This window comes from Tepidimonas sp. (assembly GCF_046292505.1).
Classification (GTDB): Bacteria; Pseudomonadota; Gammaproteobacteria; order Burkholderiales; family Burkholderiaceae_C; genus Tepidimonas.
In genome coordinates this window covers 106,747-126,139 of the sequence record NZ_JBKBQX010000004.1, presented here as the reverse complement: position 1 = coordinate 126,139, position 19,393 = coordinate 106,747, and the positions used below count along the sequence as shown (strand labels likewise).

Sequence of the window (19,393 nt, the reverse complement as noted above, 5' to 3'; positions counted from 1 at the left end):
ACCAGGAGCACACCGATGAGTCATTTTCTCGACCGCCTGACGCATTTTGCGCTGCCGACCCAGTCCTTCGCCAATGGGCATGGCGTGACGACCGCCGAGAATCGCACCTGGGAGGCCGCCTATCGCGACCGCTGGGCGCACGACAAGGTCGTTCGCAGCACGCACGGGGTGAACTGCACCGGGTCGTGCTCGTGGAAGATCTATGTCAAGGGGGGCATCGTGACGTGGGAGACGCAGCAGACCGACTACCCCCGTACCCGGCCCGATCTGCCCAACCACGAGCCACGCGGCTGTGCGCGTGGGGCCAGCTACAGCTGGTACCTGTACAGCGCCAACCGCGTCAAGTACCCCATGGTGCGCGGCGCGCTGCTCAAACACTGGCGCGCGGCGCTCGCCGTGGCCAAAAGCCCCGTGGATGCCTGGGCCAGCGTGGTACAGAACCCCGATGCCCGCCGCGAGTGGCAGAGCCAGCGCGGCTTGGGCGGCTTCGTGCGCAGCACCTGGGAGGAGGTCAACCAGCTCATCGCCGCGGCCAACGTCTACACCATCAAGCGCTACGGTCCGGACCGGGTGGTGGGGTTCTCGCCCATTCCGGCCATGTCGATGATCAGTTATGCCGCCGGTACGCGCTATCTGTCGCTCATCGGCGGCGTGTGCATGAGCTTCTATGACTGGTACTGCGACCTGCCGCCGGCCAGTCCGATGATCTGGGGTGAGCAGACCGACGTGCCCGAGAGCGCGGACTGGTACAACTCGACATTTCTGATCGCCTGGGGATCCAACGTGCCGCAGACGCGCACGCCGGATGCCCACTTCTTCACCGAGGTGCGCTACAAGGGTGCCAAGACGGTGGCGATCACGCCCGACTACGCCGAGATCTCCAAGCTCTGCGATCTGTGGTTGCATCCCAAACAAGGCACGGACGCGGCGCTGGCCATGGCGATGGGCCACGTCATCCTGCGCGAATTCCACGTCGAGCGGCGCAGCGCCTACTTCGACGACTATGTGCGCCGCTATACCGACCTGCCGCTGCTGGTGCTGCTGGAAGAGCGCAGCCTGCCCGACGGACGCCGGGCCTTGGTGCCGGCGCGTTATTTGCGCGCCAGCGACTTCAACGGCAAGCTGGGGCAGGACAACAACCCCGAATGGAAGACGGTGGCCTTCGACGAGCAGGACAAGGTCGTGTTGCCCAACGGATCGGTGGGTTTCCGGTGGGGGCCCGAGGGGCGAAGCGATCTGGGCAAGTGGAACCTGGAGAACAAGGAGGCCCTCCACGGCCGGGAGGTGCGTCTCAAGCTCAGCGTGATGGAGGGCCAGGAGGCGCAGTACGACGTGGGGCAGGTGGCATTCCCGTACTTCGGCGGGGTGCACAACCCTCACTTTGCCGCCAATCCGCAGGACGGCGATGTGCTGCTGCGTACGGTGCCGTTGCGTCGCATCAAGCTGGGCAAAGCGGGGGAGGAGCGCTACGCGCTCGTCGCCACCGTGTTCGACCTGACGGCGGCGCATTACGGTGTGCCGCGCGGCTTGCCGGGCGACACGGGCGCCGCCTCGTACGACGACGACGTTCCCTACACCCCGGCGTGGCAGGAGCGCATCACGGGTGTGCCGCGCGAGCAGGCCATCGCCGTGGCCCGTCAGTTTGCCGACAACGCGGACAAGACGCACGGCAAATCGATGGTGATCATCGGCGCCGCCATGAATCACTGGTACCACAGTGACATGAACTACCGCGGCATCATCAACATGCTGATGCTGTGCGGCTGTATCGGGCAGAGCGGGGGCGGCTGGGCGCATTACGTCGGGCAGGAAAAGCTGCGCCCGCAGTCGGGCTGGATACCGCTGGCCTTTGCGCTGGACTGGGTGCGGCCCCCGCGCCATCAGAACAGCACCAGCTTCTTTTACGTGCACACCAATCAGTGGCGCTACGAGCGCCTAGGGGTGGACGAGATCCTGTCGCCGCTGGCGGACCGCGAGCAGTGGAAGGGTTCGTTCATCGACTACAACGTGCGCTCGGCCCGCATGGGCTGGCTGCCTGCCAATCCGCAATTGCAGACCAACCCGTTGCGGGTGGCCCGCGATGCGGCCGAGCAAGGAATGGACCCCAAGGACTACGTGGTCGAGGGGCTGCGCACCGGCAAGCTGCGCATGGCCTGGGAGGACCCCGATCACCCGGACAACTGGCCGCGCAACCTGTTCATCTGGCGCTCCAACCTGCTCGGCTCCAGCGGGAAGGGGCATGAGTACTTCCTGAAGCACCTGCTGGGCACCACGCATGGGGTGCAAGGGGGTGAGCTGTCGGATCCCGCTGCACGCCCGCAGGAGGTCGTCTGGCGCGAGCAAGCCCCGGAGGGCAAGCTGGATCTGTTGGTGACGCTGGACTTTCGCATGAGCACGACCTGTCTGTACTCGGACATCGTGCTGCCGACGGCGAGCTGGTACGAGAAGAACGACCTCAACACCAGCGACATGCACCCCTTCATCCATCCGTTGTCGGCGGCGGTCGATCCGGTTTGGGAGAGTCGCAGCGACTGGGAGATCTTCAAGGGCTTTGCCAAGGCGTTCAGCGAGGCAGCCCAGGGACACCTGGGGGTGGAGAAGGAGGTCGTCTTGCTGCCGCTGCTGCACGACACCCCGGCGGAGCTGGCGCAGCCTTTCGATGTGCGCGACTGGAAGCGCGGTGAATGTGAGCTGGTGCCGGGCAAGACGGCTCCCCAGATCCAAGTCGTCGAGCGCGATTACCCCAACACCTACGCGCGCTTCACGGCCTTGGGCCCGCTGATGGACAAACTGGGCAATGGCGGCAAAGGTCTGGCCTGGCCGACGCAGGAGGAGGTGCGCCAGCTTGCCGAACTCAACGGCGCCGTACGAGACGACGGTCCGACCCAGGGCCGCCCGCGCATCGACACCGACATCGACGCCTGCGAGGTGGTGCTGCAACTGGCGCCGGAAACCAACGGCCACGTGGCGGTGAAGGCGTGGGAGGCGCTGTCCAAGGTGACCGGGCGCGACCACACCCACCTGGCGCTGCACCGGGAGGACGAGAAGATTCGTTTCCGCGACATCCAGGCACAACCGCGCAAGATCATCAGTTCGCCGATCTGGTCCGGGCTGGAGAGTGAGAAGGTCTCGTACAACGCCGGCTACACCAACGTGCACGAGCTGATCCCATGGCGGACCCTTTCCGGCCGTCAGCAGTTCTACCTCGACCACCCATGGATGACGGCGTTTGGCGAAAACTTCAGCAGCTACCGTCCACCGGTGGACATGAAGGCGGTAAACGAGCTGATGGCGCGCAAATCCAACGGCCATCCGGAGATCTTGCTCAACTTCATCACGCCGCACCAAAAGTGGGGCATTCACAGCACCTACAGCGACAACCTGTTGATGCTCACCCTCAACCGCGGTGGGCCGGTCGTCTGGCTGTCCGAGGACGATGCCCGCCGTGCCGGCATTGCCGACAACGACTGGGTGGAGCTCTTCAACGTCAACGGGGCCATCGCCGCGCGCGCCGTCGTCAGTCAGCGCGTCATGCCGGGCATGGTGATGATGTACCACGCGCAGGAAAAGATCATCAACACCCCGGGCTCCGAGATCACCGGCACCCGCGGTGGCATCCACAACTCGGTCACGCGCGTGGTGCTCAAGCCCACGCACATGATCGGCGGCTACGCCCAGTTCAGCTACGGCTTCAACTACTACGGAACGATCGGCACCAACCGCGACGAGTTCGTCATCGTGCGCAAGATGCGCCGCATCGACTGGCTCGATGGCGAGCGCCGCGATACCGTGCAGGCTTGAAGCGCCATTCCCGCGCAACGAACCCAGGAGAGAATCACCATGAAAGTGCGCGCCCAGATCGCGATGGTGCTCAACCTCGACAAGTGCATCGGCTGCCACACCTGTTCGGTGACGTGCAAGAACGTGTGGACCAACCGCCCCGGGATGGAATATGCCTGGTTCAACAACGTCGAGAACAAGCCCGGCATCGGCTATCCCAAGGAATGGGAGAACCAGGATCGCTGGAACGGGGGCTGGAAGCGCCGCTCGGATGGCTCGCTCGTGCCGCGCCAGGGTGGCAAATGGTCGCTTTTGATGAAAATCTTCAGCAACCCCAACCTGCCGCAGATCGACGACTACTACGAGCCGTTCACCTTCGACTACGAGCACCTGCATCATGCGCCCTCGTCGAAGGCGGCACCTACCGCGCGCCCGCGCAGCCTGATCACTGGCCAGCGCATGGACAAGATCGAGTGGGGGCCGAACTGGGAGGAAATCCTCGGCGGCGAGTTTGCCAAGCGAAGCAAGGACGCCAACCTGAGCGGCTTCGATCAGGTGCAGAAGGACATGCTCGGCCAATTCGAGAACACGTTCCTGATGTACCTGCCGCGGCTGTGCGAGCACTGTCTCAACCCCGCTTGCGTGGCGTCGTGCCCCTCCGGCTCGATCTACAAGCGCGAGGAGGATGGCATCGTTCTGATCGATCAGGACAAATGTCGCGGCTGGCGGATGTGCGTCTCGGGCTGTCCGTACAAAAAGATCTACTACAACTGGCAAAGCGGCAAGGCGGAAAAATGCGTCTTTTGCTATCCCCGCATCGAGGCCGGGCAGCCCACCGTGTGTTCGGAGACGTGTGTTGGCCGCATCCGCTACCTGGGGGTGATGCTGTACGACGCCGATCGCATCGCGGAGGCTGCCAGCGTCGAGAATGAGCGCGATCTGTACCGGGCCCAGCTCGACATCTTTCTGGATCCGAACGACCCGAAGGTGATCGCGCAGGCGCGGGCCGATGGGGTACCCGAGGCCTGGCTGGAGGCGGCGCGCCGCAGCCCGGTCTACAAGATGGCGATCGATTGGAAGGTCGCCCTGCCCCTGCACCCCGAGTACCGCACACTGCCGATGGTGTGGTACGTGCCGCCGCTGTCACCGATCTCGGCCGCGGCTAATGCCGGGCATATCGGCACCCATGGCGAGCTGCCGGACGTCGAGCAGCTGCGCATCCCCGTGCAGTACCTGGCCAATTTGCTGACGGCAGGTGACACCCGCCCCGTGGTGCTGGCGCTGCGGCGCATGTTGGCCATGCGGGCCTATCAGCGGGCCAAGCACGTCGAGGGCGTGGAAAACCACCGCGTGCTGACCGAGGCGGACCTGACTCCCGTTCAGGTGGAGGAGATGTACCGCATCATGGCCATCGCCAACTACGAGGACCGCTTCGTCATCCCCACCACGCACCGCGAGTATGCCGAGGACGCCTTCGACCTGCGAGGCGGCTGTGGTTTTTCGTTTGGCAATGGCTGCTCCGAGGGGCAGACCGAGACCAGCCTGTTCGGTGGTCCGCGCAAACGCACCATCCCCATCAAGGTCGAGGCCTGAGCCCGCCCCCACGGAGTGAGACGACCATGAAAACCCCACGACTGACCTATACCCTGCGTGCGCTGGCGTTCTTGTTGCGCTACCCCGATCAGGAGACCCGTGCTCTTGCGCCCCAGGCGGTGCAGGCCCTCGCCGCCGAGGGTGCCGTGCCCCCCGAGCGTTTGCGACGCCTGCAGGCCTGGGTGGACGCATGGCTGCACCGGGAGGGCTACGAGGTCGAGGCGGAGTACGTCGAGACCTTCGACCGTGGGCGCAGCACGTCGCTGCACCTCTTCGAGCATGTGCATGGTGACTCGCGTGAGCGAGGGCCGGCCATGATCGATCTGTTGCAGACCTATGAGGCGGCCGGTCTGCGGCTGCACAGCCACGAGTTGCCGGACCATTTGCCCGTCTTTTTGGAGTTTGCGTCGACGCAACCAGCGGATGTCGCCCGCGGGCTGGTCGGCGAGGTGGCGCACATCGTCAATGCCCTGATCGGCGCCCTGCAACGCCGGCGCAGTGCCTATGCGGACGTGTTGATCGCGGTGCTGGAGGCGTGCGGTCAGCGGGTCGAGCCGGCCGAGCCGGATGACGAGCCGGCGTTGGATGCGAGTTGGTCCGAACCCCAGGCCTTTGGCGGTTGTCCCAGCTCGGCCGCGTCGGGCAGCGAGCGGCCGATTCGATTCGTTCGCCGTCGATCCGAGGCGACGGCCTCCGTCGTGTGATGTCTTTCAGCGGAGCAGACCATGAACGCGCTCAATGCCTTTTTCTTCAGCGTCTACCCCTACATCTGTCTGACCGTTTTCTTGCTCGGCAGCCTGCTGCGCTTCGATCGTGACCAGTACACCTGGAAGAGCGATTCCTCGCAGCTGTTGCGCGCCGGGCAATTGCGCTGGGGCAGCAACCTCTTCCATGCCGGCATCTTGTTTTTGTTCTTCGGGCACGCAGTGGGCATGCTGACCCCGCACTTCGTCTACGAGCCCTTCATGAGCGCGGGCGCGAAACAGGTGCTGGCCATGGTGTCGGGCGGGCTCTTCGGGGTGTTGGGTTTCGCGGGGGTATCGCTGCTGCTGCACCGCCGGTTGACCGATCCCCGTATCCGCGCCACCTCGCGCACCAGCGACATCGTGTTGTTGTGGCTGCTGTGGGCACAGTTTGCGCTCGGTCTGGCAACCATCCCCTTCTCGGCTCAGCATCTGGACGGCAGCGTGATGTTGGTGCTGGCCGAGTGGGCGCAGCGCATCGTGACCTTCCGTCCTGGCACGGCCGAGCTGATGGCCGACATCGGATGGGTGTTCAAGGTCCATATGGTGTTGGGCATGACGATCTTTCTGATCTTCCCGTTCACGCGGTTGGTGCATGTGTGGAGCGGGTTTGCCTCGGTGGCATACCTCTGGCGCCCCTATCAGATCGTGCGCAGCCGACGGCTGGGCACCCCCGGAGGGCGGTGAGATGCCGGTGGGCCTGATCCCTCCTTCTGTCACGGCCGGGGCCCGGTCCGACGGGGCCAGCATCAACGGCGTCGCGCTGCACGGGCCGCACGAAATCCTGTCGGCGGAAGAGCTGCGCGAGCGTGCTTGGGGCGAGTTGCTGCGGCAGCGTGCCGTCGCCGTCGGGTTGCTGCCGGCGCGCGCGGTCGCCGTTGCTCCGCCGCTGCAGGCGCAGGAGCATGCCGCCATCGACGCCCTGCTTGCCCGCGAGCTGCAGACGCCCCAACCCGACGAGGAGGCCTGCCGTCGCCATTACGAGGCCAACCGCCGCCGCTTCGTCGAGGGCCAGGCGCTGCATGTAGGCCACATTCTGTTCGCGGTCACCCCCAGGGTCGACGTGCATGCGCTCACCCGCCGTGCCGAGCAGGCCCTGCTCGAGCTCTTGCGTCCCGATGTGCCGCCCGGGCGTTTCGAGCAGATGGCGGCCGAGCTGTCCAACTGCCCCAGCGGTGCGCAGGGCGGCGATCTGGGCTGGATCGGACCTGCCGATTGTGCTCCCGAAATGGCCAACGAGCTGTTCTATCAGCAGGACTCCGCTCTGGCCCTGGGGGTGCATCCGCGTCTGGTGCGCACCCGCTTTGGCTTGCACATCGTCCGCGTCATGGGGCGCCGGCCGGGCAAGCGCATTCCGTTCGAGGAAGCGCGCCCGCGCATCGAACGCGATCTGTTGCTGCGCGCCCGCGCGGTGGCGCTGCGGCACTACCTGCACCGGTTGGCCGCGGAAGCCCGTGTCTGCGGGGTTGATCTGGGTGCCGGCGACGGGCCGTTGGTGCAGTGAAAAGGAGCGCCGCATGGATGCCCACGTCCTCCCTGCCCCGATACCCGCCGTGGCGACGGCGTCCGGCCCGATCGGGATGCCGCCGCAGAGCCGCCGCTGGCTGACCGACAGTGGTCTGCGGCCGCTGAACTTGGGCGGCCGCACCTTGCTGCCCATCGTGCAGGGGGGCATGGGCGTGGGGGTGTCGGCTGGAGGCTTGGCCGGCACCGTCGCTGCGGCCGGTGCCGTGGGAACCATTTCCTCCGTCGATCTGCGCCGACTGCACCCGGACCTGATGGCGCAAACCGACCAACTGGACCTCAAGGCCCCGGACGTGCGTGCCCGCATCGATGCCGCCAATTTGGAGGCGTTGGATCGCGAGATCCGCCGCGCCCGTCGCTTGGCCGGTGGGCATGGCTTGATCGCGGTCAACGTGATGCGTGCCTTGTCGGCCTACGCCGACTACGTCCGGCAAGCGCTGGCCAGCGGGGCCGATGCGATCGTGGTGGGGGCGGGGCTGCCATTGGACCTGCCCGAGTTGGCGCAGGATCACCCGCGGGTGGCGCTGATTCCCATTCTGTCCGATGCGCGCGGGGTGCAGGTGGTGGTGCGGCGCTGGATGAAACGCGGGCGCCTGCCCGACGCCATCGTCCTGGAGCATCCCCGGCTGGCTGGCGGACACCTTGGGGCGGCTCGGGTGGCCGATCTGGCCGATCGACGGTTCGATTTCGACGTCGTGTTGCCGGAGGTGCAGGCGTTCCTGGCGCGCGAAGGCATCGAGCGCGACATTCCGATCATCGCGGCGGGTGGCATCTCCACCCACGACGATGTCCGGCGCCTGCAAGGGCTGGGGGCGGCAGCCGTCCAACTCGGCACCGCTTTCGCGGTCACGGCCGAATCGGATGCGGCCGAAGCGTTCAAGCGGGTGCTGGCGCGTGCCCGGCCCGAGGACTTGGTCGAGTTCACCAGCGTGGCGGGACTGCCGGCACGTGCCGTGCGGACCTCCTGGCTGGAAAAGTACCTGCGCCTGGAGCCACGGATGCAGGCCATGGCCCACCCCAAACGCCGCTGCAACATGGGTTTCGATTGCCTGGCGCGTTGTGGGCTGCGCGACGGGGTACCCGAGATGGGCCAATTCTGCATCGACCAGCAGCTGGGCCATGCGCTGCAGGGCGACGTGGCGCGCGGGTTGTTCTTTCGTGGGGCCGGGCGGTTGCCGTTCGGCGAGGCGATTCGCCCCGTGAGCGATCTGTTGCGCTGGCTGCTCGGTCAGCCTGTGCCGGGTGCGGTGGCGGGCTGAGGAGGCACGGTGCCTGCCCGCTTCTCCCCGGTTCCACCGGCCATGCCGCGGCATGATCGTTGGCATTGGCGCACGCTGTTGCTGGCGCCGCACCGACTGGGGTTTGCGGCAGCGATGGCAGTCTTGCTCGCCGCGTCGCTGTGGTGGGGGTGGATGCTGCTGTTGCGCGTTTGGCCCTTGGGCGTACCGCCGTTGGGGCTCGCTCCCATTCTGGTGCATGGGGCGGTGATGACGCTGGGTTTCATCCCGCTGTTCGTGGCGGGTTTCCAATTTACCGCCGGACCCAAATGGCTGGCGGTGGCGGCGCCCCCTGCGCAGGCACTGCTGCTGCCGGTGACGCTGCAACTGACCGGCTGGACGGCATGGCTGTTCGGGGGGCACTGGGGTTTGGTCTGGGCGGTGCCTGGGTTGGCACTGGCCGCGGCCGGGCAGGCGTGGGTGGCGATGCGCTTCACGGTTTTGCTGCGACGCAGCCGGGCGGACGACCGCTGGCACGCCACCATCATTGCGGTGGCCGGATGGATGGGGGTGATCCATCTGGTCGCGTTGGCACTGGCCCTGATCGGCGAAGCGATTCCTCTGGCCTTGGTGGTGGTGCGCTCGGCGGTCTGGCTGTATGTGATCCCTGTGTTTGTCGCCGCCTTGCATCGATTGGTCCCGTTTTTTACCTCCAGCGCTTTGCCGATGGTCGAGGTCTGGCGGCCGTGGTGGGTGCTGATCGTGCTGTTGGCAGCCGCGGTGGCGGAGGCGGCGTTCGAGTGGGGCGGCTTGCTGCAGGAGCAGGGGCCCTCGCGGGGGTGGATGCTGAGCCGCGGCTTGTTCGAACTGGTGGTGGGCAGCATCGTGTTGTGGCTGGCCCTGGTGTGGGGGCTGGTTCAGGCGCTGAGCATTCGGTTGCTCGCCATGCTGCATCTGGGGGTGCTGTGGCTGGGGTTGGCGTATTGCCTGTTGGGCGCCGCCCAGTTGCTGGGCCTTCGGCAAGGGGTACCGCTGCTCGGCCTGGGGGCCTGGCATGCGCTGACGATGGGCTTTGTGGGGTCGATCCTGTATGCCATGGTCACGCGCGTATCATGCGGGCACGGGGGGCGCAAGCTGCTGGCCGACGATGCGACCTGGTGGGGCTTCTGGGCGTTGCAGGGGGCCGTCGTGTTGCGTATCAGCAGCGCCGCCTGGCCCCACGAACCCTGGGGTCTGCTGTTGGCCGCGTTGGCGTGGTTGGGCGCGCTCGGGCCGTGGGGCGTGCGGCTGCTGTCGTGGTATGGCCGACCGCGCCCCGATGGCCGTCCTGGCTGACACCCCGATGGAAACAGGAATGGGTGAGCCATGATGCCGTCGACACTCGAACACGGGGGTGCCCGCGGTTTGCCACTGTGGGTTCGGCCGGTCCAGGGCATCTTGGGCCGGCTGCGCCTGCGTGCCAAGCTGATGCTGATGGGCGCGATGCTGGTGCCACCGTTGATGGCGGCGCTGGGCTTGCAGGTTCAACAGCGCTGGCACGAGTGGAACGCTGCCGTGATGGCGGAGAGGGGGGCCGATGTGGCGCGCGCCATCGGTGACGTCATCATCGCCACGCAGACCCACCGGGGGTTGACGCACCGGTTGTTGGGGGGCGATGCCGCGGTGGCGTCCGAGCGCGATGCGGCGGCCCAGCGTTGGCAGGGCAGCGTGGCCGCACTCGATGCGGTGATGCGCTCCGAGCCCTCACTGGATCCGAACGGACGGTGGCCCGCCATCCGCGCGGCGATCCAGACCTTGGTGCAGTCGGCCGCCCAGGGTGAACGCGGCGCCGTGTTCGAGGCGCATTCGCAGATCGTCGAAGAGTTGTTTGCCCAGCTGCGGCTGGTGGGCGAACAGTCGGGTCTCTACCAGTTGCCGCAGGCCGATTTGTGGGCCTTGCAGGATATCGTCATCGATCGGGTGCTGCCCCTGAGCGAAGACATTGCGGTGGCGCGGGGCGCGGGCAGCGGTTTGCTGGTCAGCGGCGTGTCGGACGCGGCCGGCATCGGTCTGGTGCTGGGGCGGCTGGCGCGCGCCGAATCGGCCGTCGCCCTCATCGACCACCGCCTTGCCATGGCGCAGCGTCAGCAGGGGGCTTCCCCGCCGGGGTCATGGAACCGTTTCCGGCAGCGTCTGAAGGATTTTCGGGGCTTGGCGCAGCAGGCCTTTGGCGGGCGTGAGGCGGCCGTTGCCCCGGCCGCTTTCTTTGCCGCCGGCACCCAGGTCATCGAGGGTTTGATGGCGTTCAGGGCCGATGCGCAAGACGCGCTGTTGGCGGGGATGCGCCGCGCGTCGCAGCGGGCGATGTGGGGGCTGATCGTCGCGGTGGGGGTGACCACCGTGCTGCTGTTGGCCGTGATGTACCTCGGCGCGGCGTTCGTGGTCATGACTCGCCGCAGCGTGGCCGAAGCGCACTTGGCCACCAGCGCCATTGCCCAGGGCGATCTGACCGTCACCTTCGAGGTGCATGGGCGCGACGAGGTGGCCGATTTGCTGATGCAGATCCACCACATGCAGGAGCGGCTGCACCACGTGCTGGCGCGCATTCAGGATGCGGCCAACGCCGTGGCCGATGCCTCCCGGGAGATTGCCGATGCCAATCTGAATTTGAGTGCTCGCACCGAAGAGCAGGCAGCGGCCGTCGAACAGACCGCTGCCACCGCCCGCGGGGTGCAGCAAACCGTGCAAACCCACGTGCAGACGGCCCAAGATGTGCGCGGTATGAGTGCCGAGGCGGCCCGCAGCGCGCAGGTCGTGGGCGGGCTGGTGGCGGAGCTGGCGCGCGCCATCGGTGATCTCGATGGTTCGTCGAAGCGCATCGGTGAAATCGTCGCCGTCATCGATGGCATTGCGTTTCAAACCAACATCCTGGCCCTCAATGCCGCGGTGGAGGCGGCAAGGGCTGGGGAGGCCGGCCGAGGTTTTGCCGTCGTGGCCAGCGAGGTGCGTGCGCTGGCCCAGCGCAGTGCCCAGGCGGCGCGGGAGATCCGCGCCATCGTCGATGACAACATCCATCGAGTCGCGGCCGGGGCGCAACGCGCCCAGCAGGCGGACCAGGCCGTGGCCGACGCCGTGGAACGCATCCGGGCCGTCAGCGAGGCGATGAATGCCCTGGAGCAGCAGACCCGAGCGGAATCCGAAAGCCTCGACCAAGTCCACGAGGCCGTCGAGCAGCTCAACGATGTGACGCAGAGCAATGCCGCGCTGGTCGAAGAAAACGCGGCGGCGGTCAAGACGCTGGACGAGCAGGTGCAGGCGTTGCGTCGGCAGATCAACCGTTTCAAACTCCGGCATGTCCGGACTTGAGGGATGTCGAGGAGGCCAATGGACGACGCACCACTCATGGCACCCACCTCGGGCCCATGGCGGGAGGGGGCCGATTGGGCGCTGGAGTGGATCACCCGGCGCCAGACTGTGCTGCCCAAACGGTTGGTGGAACCGGGGCCGAGTGCCGCCGAGATCGAGCGGCTGCTGACCGCGGCGGCCGCCGCGCCCGACCATGGACAGCTGATGCCTTGGCGTTTCATCGACGTGCCAGTGGCCGCTCGCGACGCGCTGGGGGACGTGTTCGCCCAGGCGTTGCGCGAGCGTGACCCGACGGCGACCGTCGAGCAGCAGGCTCAGGCCCGCGAGAAGGCTCGCCGCGCTCCGCTGTTGTGGCTGCTGGTCGTCGATGCCCGCCCGCACGTCGAGGACGTGCCGGTGCGCGAGCGGCTCATCAGCGCGGGCTGCGCGGTGCAGAATGTCATGCTGATGGCCACGGCGATGGGCTACGGGTCGGCGCTCACCAGCGGCAAGGCGCTGGATTCGGCCGTATTGCGGCAGGCGTTTGCGCTGTCCGATGCCGACATGCCGGTGTGCTTTCTGAGCATCGGCACGGTGGGCCAGGCGCGTCCGGCACGCGTTCGCCCGGCGCCGATGCAGTTGTTGTCGGTCTGGGCACCGGGTTCACCGGTCGGAGGGATGGCATGACAGGGGCGATTCCGGTCGGTGGCAGGGCGGAGCCTCAAGCGGACCACGAGCATCCATTCGAGTGGTTGCGGGCCTGCCATGATCGCGTCGAACGCACGCTCGACCTGCTGCAGCGCTTGGTGGCCCATGTCGAGGTGCATGGGGTCGACACCCAGGCGGCACAGGCCGCTGCCCAGGTGCAGCGCTACTTCGATCAGGCTGCTCCGTTGCATCACGAGGATGAGGAGCTGCACGTCTTTTCGCGTGTGCTCGCGTTGGGCGATGCCCGCTTGGACGCCATGGTGAAACGCTTGCAGGCGGACCACGCCGCCATGGCCGACGACTGGGCACACTTGCGCTCGGTCTTGTCGCGCTTGCAGGCTGCCGTGGGCGACGCGGGCTGGCGCTGGTCGAGCGACGACCGGCAATGTCTGGCGCGCTTCGTGCAGCGCTACGAATCCCACATCGCCACCGAAGAGGGCGAGGTCTTCGTGGCGGCCGAGCATGCCATGGCTGCCGCCGATCGGGCGGCCATGGCCGAGGACATGAGGGTCCGTCGGGCCATCGCCTCCCCCACCACGGTGGGCGTGCCGCTCAAGTCGCCGCAGGTGCGGCGTTGATCTTGGGCGAGGCCGTCTGCCGAAGGTTCGCGATCAACCTGCTCCGCAAGCCTTGGTCGGGTGCGGCGCGTCGTCAACCACACGCGCCGATATGCCCGCAGGCGGTGCAGTGGTCGCAGCCATCGCGTCGGATGACGGCGCGCGCTCCGCACTCGGGGCATTTGCGCCCGGGCAAGGGCGCGGGCGTTGCGCCGATCGCGGCAGCCGCGCCAGGCGCATGCGGGAGAGTGGCCGGGCGCGCTTTGCGCTCGATGATCTGCTGGATCGCGTAGGCGATGGCGGCCACCTCGGAGTCGTGCCACAGGGGCACGCGCGCGCCGTCCTCGCGCACGCGCTCGCCCAGGCGCACCGGGCCGCGGTCCCACACCACCTTGCGCATGTCGGCCAGCGCCCGCTCCAGGAAGCCCCCGCGCGCCGCCAGCGACAGCAGCCGCATGCTGGCCGAGATCCATTGTTGCGACTCGCCGCTTTGGCCCACCGGCATGAAGAACTCAATCGCCCGGCTGCGCGGGGTGCCGTCGGCCTGTGTCACCGGCAGGAACGACACCACCAGATACAGCGTCTTGGGGCCCTCGGCGGTCCAGTATTCGATCTTTTCGGCCACGGCCTCCAGCGCGCCGCGTGGACGTTTCTCGATCACTGCGCGCATGGGGTCGGGCGCGGGGGCCGCCGGCGCCGTGGCGGGGGATTCGGCAGCGGTGCTCAGCACGGCGCCGACGATGGCATTGGGCCGGTAGGTCGTCAGCCCCTTCAGACCGGCGCGCCAGGCGTGCAGATAGAGGTCGCGAAACGCCTCGTAGGGGCAGTCGGCCGGGACGTTGACGGTCTTGGAAATGGCCGAGTCGATGTAGGGCTGCACCGCCTCCATCATCGCCACATGGTCGGTGGGCGCGATCTCCAAGGCGCTGACGAAAGCCTCGGTCAAGGGGGCCTGCGGTCCGTGCAGTGCCCGGTACAGGCGCCAGGCGTGGTCCTGCACCTCGTAGGTGCGCACACTGCCGTCGGCCTCGCGCTTGCGGCGCGTGTAGGTCCACGCGAAGGCCGGCTCGATGCCGTTGGAGGCGTTGTCGGCGAAGGCCAGGCTGACGGTGCCGGTGGGCGCGATCGACAGCAGGTGGCTGTTGCGCAGACCGTGGGCGCGGATGGCGGCCTTGAGATCGTCAGGCAGCCGGCTGGCGAAGGTGCCGTCGGCCAGCACGGCATCGGCGTCGAACAGGGGGTAGGCTCCTTTTTCGCGCGCCAGCGCCACCGAGGCGCGGTAGGCGGCGTCGCGCATCGTGCGCGCGATGCGGGCGGCCATCGCGCGGCCCTCGTCGCGGTCATAACGCAGCCCGAGCATGATCAGCGTATCGCCCAGCCCGGTGAAGCCGACGCCGATGCGGCGCTTGGCGCGCGCCTCGGCCTGTTGCGGCGGCAGCGGCCAGTGCGTCACGTCCAGCACGTTGTCCAGCAGCCGCACCTGCACCGCCACCGCTTGCGCGAAGGCCTCGAAGTCGAACCGCGCCGTCCCGCCATGCCCGAACGGATGGCGCACGAAGCGCGGCAGGATCAGCGGCCCCAGACAGCAGCAGCCATAGGCGGGCAGGGGCTGCTCGCCGCACGGGTTGGTCGCCTCGATGTGCTCGATCGCACGCAAGTTGTTGTCGCGCTGGATGGTGTCGAGGAACAGCACGCCCGGCTCGGCAAAGTCGTAGGCCGAGCGCATGACGGTGTCCCACAGCTCGCGCGCCGGCAGGCGGCGGTATACCCACAGGCCATCGGCCCTGCGCGCCGCCCCGGCGGCTTTGAGTTCGTCGGAGGGTTCGGCGCGGTGCACCAGCTCCCACGCGGCGTCGGACTGCACGGCCTCGATGAAGGCGTCCGGCACCGCGACCGAGACATTGAAGTTGTTCCACCGCCCCGGCGTGCGTTTGGCGGTGATGAAGTCGAGCACGTCGGGATGGTCGATGCGCAGCACCGCCATCTGCGCGCCGCGGCGGGCGCCGGCGCTTTCCACCGTCGCGCACGACTGGTCGAATACGTTGATGTAGCTGCACGGACCGCTGGCGGTGGAGGCGGTGCCGCGTACCCGCGCCCCGCGCGGGCGAATGCGCGAGAAGTCATAGCCGACACCGCCGCCGCGGCGCATGGTCTCGGCGGCCTCGCGCAGCGCCTCGTAAATGCCAGGGTAGCCGTCGTCGTCCATGCCCTGGATGCAGTCACCCACGGGCTGCACAAAGCAGTTGATGAGGGTGGCCTGGATGCCGGTGCCAGCTGCGCTCATGATGCGCCCGGCGCCAACCGCTCCCTGCGCCAGATGCTGACGAAAGCGCGCGGCCCACTGCGCCTGCTGTTCGGGAGGTTCGGGGGTGGCCAGGGCGTGCGCGACGCGGTCGAGCAGATCGTCCAGTCCCTGTTCGCCGGGTTTGAGGTATTTCTCCCGCAACACGTCCTGGCTGATGGGCTGAGGCGGCAGCGGCGGCGTGGGGTCGAGGGGCGGGCAGCGGTCCATGGCGATCGGGCGGGGCGCCGGTTGACGACAGGCTTTATTGGACACCTACTGGCGCGTTCTGGCCACGCCGGCGCATCCTTCCGATGGCCTAGTCCCAACGGTCGATGCCGGCGGGGCCCGGCCCGCTCACCCGCTCATTTGAGCCAGCCGCGCTTGCGGAAGTACAGCATCGGCCCCACGGCGCTGGCCACCATCAGCACCAGCGCGGCCGGGTAGCCCCAGGGCTGGTTCAGCTCGGGCATGTACTGGAAGTTCATGCCGTAGATGCTGGCGATCAGCGTTGGTGGCAGCAGCGCGACCGACGCCACCGAAAAGATCTTGATGATCTTGTTCTGGTTGATGTTGATGAAGCCGATCGTGGCATCCATCAGGAAGTTGATCTTCTCGAACAGGAAGGCGGTGTGGCTGTCCAGCGAGTCCAGGTCGCGCAGGATCTGGCGGGCGTCCTCGAACTGCTCGGCCGACAGCATGCGCGAGCGCATCATGAAGCTGACCGCGCGCCGCGTGTCCATCATGTTGCGGCGAATGCGGCCCGACATGTCCTCGTGGCGGGCGATGGCCGCCAGCACCTCGGTCGCGATGTCGTCCGTCACCTGTCCCGACAGCACTTTGGCGCTGATGCGCTCCAGGTCGTCGTAAATGTCCTCGAGCGTGTCCGCGCAGTACTCCGCGTCGGTGTCGTACAGGCTCAGCAGCACGTCCTTGGCGTCGTCGATCAGGCCCGGCATGCGCCGCGCCCGCAGCCGCAGCAGGCGAAAGACCGGCACATCCTCGTCGTGGATGGAGAACAGCACCCCGTGGCTTTTGAGGTCCGGATTGCGCTCGTTCAGAATGAAGGCCACCCGCACATGGCGCGGATCGTCCTCATCGTCGATGAGGAAGTCCGAGCGCACATGCAGCTCGCCGTTGTCCTCCTCGAAGAAGCGGGCCGACTCCTCGATGTCGTCGTCGATCGCGTCTTCGGGGATGGACAGGCCGAAGTGCTGCCGCACCCAGCGGCGCTCCTCCGAGGTGGGTGACTCCATGTCGACCCAAATGGGTTTGAAGCGCGCCAGATCCTCCAGGGAATCGATTTCTTCCTGGAACAGACGGCCGTTGACGAGCGTGAAGACGTTGAGCATGGGGCGCTTCCGGCTGGGGGGGTGGGCGACGGTGATCGGGGAGTGCTTTCGATCACCGGTCACCGGCCCTGGTGCGGGCGCCCGGGCCACAGAGGGCGGGGCGGCGCCTCAGGTCTGGCGTTCCGGCGTCGAAAGCACGCGACTAGGGCTGCTTTCCACGGCGGGGACTCCAACGAAAAAGATACGACGTGCATTATCGCACCGTGCGCGCGCGGTGGGGGCGCTGGCGGCGCGCTCGCAGGCCGGGAACCTCGCTTGTCACGCCCGCTTCAAACAGGCATAGTAGAGGCGAGGGGTCGGCCCGTCCGGCCCCGCCGTTCGGCCCTCGGCAGCCGAACCATCCCCCGGAGCGAAAGGAGGCTCTTCATGAACCTGACCATCAGCGGACACCACCTCGACGTCACTCCTGCACTGCGCAGCTACGTGGCGAGTAAACTGGAGCGCATCTCGCGCCATTTCGACCAGGTGGTGGACATCCGCGTCCTGCTCACCGTCGACAAGATCAAGGACAAGGATCACCGCCAGAAGGCCGAATGCAACATTCACGTCAAGGGCAAGGAGATCTACGCCGAAAGCACGCACGCCGACCTGTACGCGGCGGTCGATGAGCTGGCCGACAAGCTCGATCGCCAGGTGCTGCGCTACAAGGACAAGGCGCAGGAGCATCACCATCTGCCGCTGAAGCGCGAAGTCGTCTGAGTGTGTTCTGGGCAGCCGCGGCTGCCGCGCCGCAAACCGCTTGGCCACCGCCAAGCGGTTTGTCGTTTTCCGGCCACGGCAGCATGGCGGCGATGGGGGCATAATGGCCCCCTCGTTTCGAGGCATACCCCGATGAACCGACTCTCTGCGATCCTGCCGCCCGAACACGTGCTCGTGGCCGTCGAGGCCACGAGCAAGAAGCGCGCGTTCGAGGAGGCCGGTCTGCTGTTCGAATCCCTGCACGGCCTCAACCGTGCGCTCGTCACCGACAGCCTGTTTGCACGCGAGCGGCTAGGCTCCACCGGGCTGGGGCATGGCGTGGCCATCCCGCACGGGCGCATCAAGGGGTTGAAGCAGCCCATGGCGGCGGTGTTCCAACTGGCCCAGCCAATCGGCTTCGACGCGCCGGACGAGCAGCCCGTCAACCTGTTGATTTTTTTGCTTGTGCCCGAGGCAGCCACCCAGAAGCATCTGGAAATCCTGTCGGAAATCGCCGAGCTGTTGAGCGACGCGGCCTTGCGCGAGAAGCTGCGCAGCGCCGACAATGCCGCCACCCTGCACGGCCTGATCGCGGGCTGGCAGTCCGCGCACGCGGCGGCCTGATCGCGCGCGGCGGCCGCGTGCCGCCGGTTTGCCCATCATGAAACCCAGCGCCGTCAGCGCCGACGTTCTGTTCGAGGACCACCGCGAAACCCTCAAATGGCAGTGGGTCGCGGGGCAAACGGCTTCCGAGCGGCGCTTTCACGACAAGGCGGTGTCCGAGGCCCGGTCGGGTGCCGATCTGGTCGGCCACCTCAACTACATCCACCCCTACCGCGCCCAGGTGCTGGGCGTGCGCGAGGTCGCCTACCTGCTCAATTCCACGGCGGAGGACTGCCGCCGCCGTGTCGCGCGCATCGTCACGCTGGAGCCGCCGCTGCTCGTCGTCGCCGACGACCAGACCCCGCCCGCCGAGCTGGTGGCGATGTGCGAGCGCGCGCACATCCCGTTGTTTGCCACCGCGGCTTCGGCGGCGTTCGTGATCGACGTGCTGCGCGCCTACCTGTCGCGCCACTTTGCCGAGCGGGCGACGATGCACGGCGTCTTCATGGACATTCTGGGGCTGGGCGTGCTGATCACCGGCGAATCCGGTCTGGGCAAGAGCGAGCTGGGCCTGGAGCTGATCTCGCGCGGCCACGGCCTGGTGGCCGACGACGCGGTCGATGTTTACCGCGTCAACCAGACCATCGTCGAAGGCCGCTGCCCCGACCTGCTGCAAAACCTGCTGGAAGTGCGCGGCATCGGGCTGCTGGACATCAAGGCCATCTTTGGCGAAACCGCGGTGCGCCGCAAGATGCGGCTGCGCCTCATCGTTCACCTGGTGCGCCAGGCGACGCTGGAGCGCGACTACGAGCGCCTGCCCAGCGAGCCCATCTACCAAGACGTGCTGGGCGTGGCCATTCGCAAGGCCGTCATTCCGGTGGTGGCGGGGCGCAACATCGCCGTGCTGGTCGAGGCCGCCGTGCGCAACGCCATTTTGCAGTTGCGCGGCATCGACACCTATCAGGAATTCGTGCAGCGCCAGCGCGCCGCCATGCTGCGCGACGATTGATCCACGGCAGGCCTGCCCGGCTGC

At 67.3% G+C, this 19,393-nt stretch carries 15 protein-coding genes; 13 read left to right on the top strand and 2 right to left on the bottom strand.

All coding sequences use genetic code 11. The features are described 5' to 3' along the window. Nucleotides 1-15 precede the first annotated feature (15 nt). The 10 genes from ACK4TH_RS03695 to ACK4TH_RS03650 all read left to right on the top strand — a co-directional run bounded on the left by ACK4TH_RS03695 (nucleotide 16) and on the right by ACK4TH_RS03650 (nucleotide 13,467). A complete protein-coding gene (locus ACK4TH_RS03695; protein WP_409622830.1) occupies nucleotides 16-3,801 on the top strand; it encodes a nitrate reductase subunit alpha in 3,786 nt (1,261 codons plus the stop codon). 39 nt (nucleotides 3,802-3,840) lie between these two features. Continuing rightward, entirely contained in the window at nucleotides 3,841-5,373 is a 1,533-nt protein-coding gene (narH, locus tag ACK4TH_RS03690; protein WP_409622827.1) for a nitrate reductase subunit beta, read from the top strand. A gap of 26 nt (nucleotides 5,374-5,399) precedes the next feature. Beyond that, nucleotides 5,400-6,077 carry a nitrate reductase molybdenum cofactor assembly chaperone gene (gene narJ / locus ACK4TH_RS03685; protein ID WP_409622824.1) on the top strand — a complete coding sequence of 226 codons (678 nt, stop codon included), beginning with the start codon at nucleotides 5,400-5,402 and terminating at the stop codon, nucleotides 6,075-6,077. Nucleotides 6,078-6,098: 21 nt separating this feature from the next. After that, a complete protein-coding gene (narI, locus tag ACK4TH_RS03680; protein ID WP_409622821.1) occupies nucleotides 6,099-6,803 on the top strand; it encodes a respiratory nitrate reductase subunit gamma in 705 nt (234 codons plus the stop codon). 1 nt (nucleotide 6,804) lies between these two features. Beyond that, on the top strand, nucleotides 6,805-7,620 hold the full coding sequence (locus tag ACK4TH_RS03675; protein WP_409622818.1) for a peptidylprolyl isomerase: 816 nt from the start codon (nucleotides 6,805-6,807) through the stop codon (nucleotides 7,618-7,620). A gap of 76 nt (nucleotides 7,621-7,696) precedes the next feature. Beyond that, entirely contained in the window at nucleotides 7,697-8,899 is a 1,203-nt protein-coding gene (locus ACK4TH_RS03670) for an NAD(P)H-dependent flavin oxidoreductase (protein WP_409622915.1), read from the top strand. Nucleotides 8,900-8,941: 42 nt separating this feature from the next. Then, nucleotides 8,942-10,192, top strand: a complete 1,251-nt coding sequence (locus ACK4TH_RS03665; RefSeq protein ID WP_409622815.1) for an NnrS family protein — start codon at nucleotides 8,942-8,944, stop codon at nucleotides 10,190-10,192. A 30-nt stretch (nucleotides 10,193-10,222) separates the two neighbouring features. After that, nucleotides 10,223-12,202 carry a methyl-accepting chemotaxis protein gene (locus ACK4TH_RS03660; RefSeq protein WP_409622813.1) on the top strand — a complete coding sequence of 660 codons (1,980 nt, stop codon included), beginning with the start codon at nucleotides 10,223-10,225 and terminating at the stop codon, nucleotides 12,200-12,202. A 36-nt stretch (nucleotides 12,203-12,238) separates the two neighbouring features. Beyond that, a complete protein-coding gene (locus tag ACK4TH_RS03655; protein ID WP_409622810.1) occupies nucleotides 12,239-12,868 on the top strand; it encodes a nitroreductase in 630 nt (209 codons plus the stop codon). Next, nucleotides 12,865-13,467, top strand: coding sequence for a hemerythrin domain-containing protein (locus ACK4TH_RS03650; protein ID WP_409622807.1), 603 nt, complete (start codon nucleotides 12,865-12,867; stop codon nucleotides 13,465-13,467). The genes ACK4TH_RS03655 and ACK4TH_RS03650 overlap by 4 nt, the downstream gene beginning before the upstream one ends. Nucleotides 13,468-13,540: 73 nt before the next feature. On the opposite strand, the gene ACK4TH_RS03645 is transcribed toward ACK4TH_RS03650, so the two are convergent. Next, on the bottom strand, nucleotides 13,541-15,958 hold the full coding sequence (locus ACK4TH_RS03645) for an adenosylcobalamin-dependent ribonucleoside-diphosphate reductase (protein WP_409622803.1): 2,418 nt from the start codon (nucleotides 15,956-15,958) through the stop codon (nucleotides 13,541-13,543). 134 nt (nucleotides 15,959-16,092) lie between these two features. Continuing rightward, nucleotides 16,093-17,079, bottom strand: a complete 987-nt coding sequence (corA, locus tag ACK4TH_RS03640; protein WP_409622800.1) for a magnesium/cobalt transporter CorA — start codon at nucleotides 17,077-17,079, stop codon at nucleotides 16,093-16,095. A 366-nt stretch (nucleotides 17,080-17,445) separates the two neighbouring features. Between corA and hpf the strand changes: the two genes are divergently transcribed. The 3 genes from hpf (at nucleotide 17,446) to hprK (ending at nucleotide 19,369) form a co-directional block, all read left to right on the top strand. Further along, a complete protein-coding gene (gene hpf, locus ACK4TH_RS03635; protein ID WP_409622797.1) occupies nucleotides 17,446-17,778 on the top strand; it encodes a ribosome hibernation-promoting factor, HPF/YfiA family in 333 nt (110 codons plus the stop codon). Nucleotides 17,779-17,910: 132 nt separating this feature from the next. Beyond that, complete coding sequence (gene ptsN, locus ACK4TH_RS03630) at nucleotides 17,911-18,381, top strand: PTS IIA-like nitrogen regulatory protein PtsN (protein ID WP_068607829.1); 471 nt, start codon at nucleotides 17,911-17,913, stop codon at nucleotides 18,379-18,381. Nucleotides 18,382-18,418: 37 nt separating this feature from the next. After that, nucleotides 18,419-19,369, top strand: coding sequence for an HPr(Ser) kinase/phosphatase (gene hprK / locus ACK4TH_RS03625; RefSeq protein WP_068607827.1), 951 nt, complete (start codon nucleotides 18,419-18,421; stop codon nucleotides 19,367-19,369). The last annotated feature ends 24 nt before the right edge of the window (nucleotides 19,370-19,393 follow it).

Excerpts from the sequence above, each read along its gene's own strand:
- ACK4TH_RS03695 (WP_409622830.1), top strand. The coding sequence starts at position 16 with ATGAGTCATTTTCTCGACCGCCTGACGCATTTTGCGCTGCCGACCCAG.
- narH (WP_409622827.1), top strand. The coding sequence starts at position 3,841 with ATGAAAGTGCGCGCCCAGATCGCGATGGTGCTCAACCTCGACAAGTGC.
- narJ (WP_409622824.1), top strand. The coding sequence starts at position 5,400 with ATGAAAACCCCACGACTGACCTATACCCTGCGTGCGCTGGCGTTCTTG.
- narI (WP_409622821.1), top strand. The coding sequence starts at position 6,099 with ATGAACGCGCTCAATGCCTTTTTCTTCAGCGTCTACCCCTACATCTGT.
- ACK4TH_RS03675 (WP_409622818.1), top strand. The coding sequence starts at position 6,805 with ATGCCGGTGGGCCTGATCCCTCCTTCTGTCACGGCCGGGGCCCGGTCC.
- ACK4TH_RS03670 (WP_409622915.1), top strand. The coding sequence starts at position 7,697 with ATGCCGCCGCAGAGCCGCCGCTGGCTGACCGACAGTGGTCTGCGGCCG.
- ACK4TH_RS03665 (WP_409622815.1), top strand. The coding sequence starts at position 8,942 with ATGCCGCGGCATGATCGTTGGCATTGGCGCACGCTGTTGCTGGCGCCG.
- ACK4TH_RS03660 (WP_409622813.1), top strand. The coding sequence starts at position 10,223 with ATGATGCCGTCGACACTCGAACACGGGGGTGCCCGCGGTTTGCCACTG.
- ACK4TH_RS03655 (WP_409622810.1), top strand. The coding sequence starts at position 12,239 with ATGGCACCCACCTCGGGCCCATGGCGGGAGGGGGCCGATTGGGCGCTG.
- ACK4TH_RS03650 (WP_409622807.1), top strand. The coding sequence starts at position 12,865 with ATGACAGGGGCGATTCCGGTCGGTGGCAGGGCGGAGCCTCAAGCGGAC.
- ACK4TH_RS03645 (WP_409622803.1), bottom strand. The coding sequence starts at position 15,958 with ATGGACCGCTGCCCGCCCCTCGACCCCACGCCGCCGCTGCCGCCTCAG.
- corA (WP_409622800.1), bottom strand. The coding sequence starts at position 17,079 with ATGCTCAACGTCTTCACGCTCGTCAACGGCCGTCTGTTCCAGGAAGAA.
- hpf (WP_409622797.1), top strand. The coding sequence starts at position 17,446 with ATGAACCTGACCATCAGCGGACACCACCTCGACGTCACTCCTGCACTG.
- ptsN (WP_068607829.1), top strand. The coding sequence starts at position 17,911 with ATGAACCGACTCTCTGCGATCCTGCCGCCCGAACACGTGCTCGTGGCC.
- hprK (WP_068607827.1), top strand. The coding sequence starts at position 18,419 with ATGAAACCCAGCGCCGTCAGCGCCGACGTTCTGTTCGAGGACCACCGC.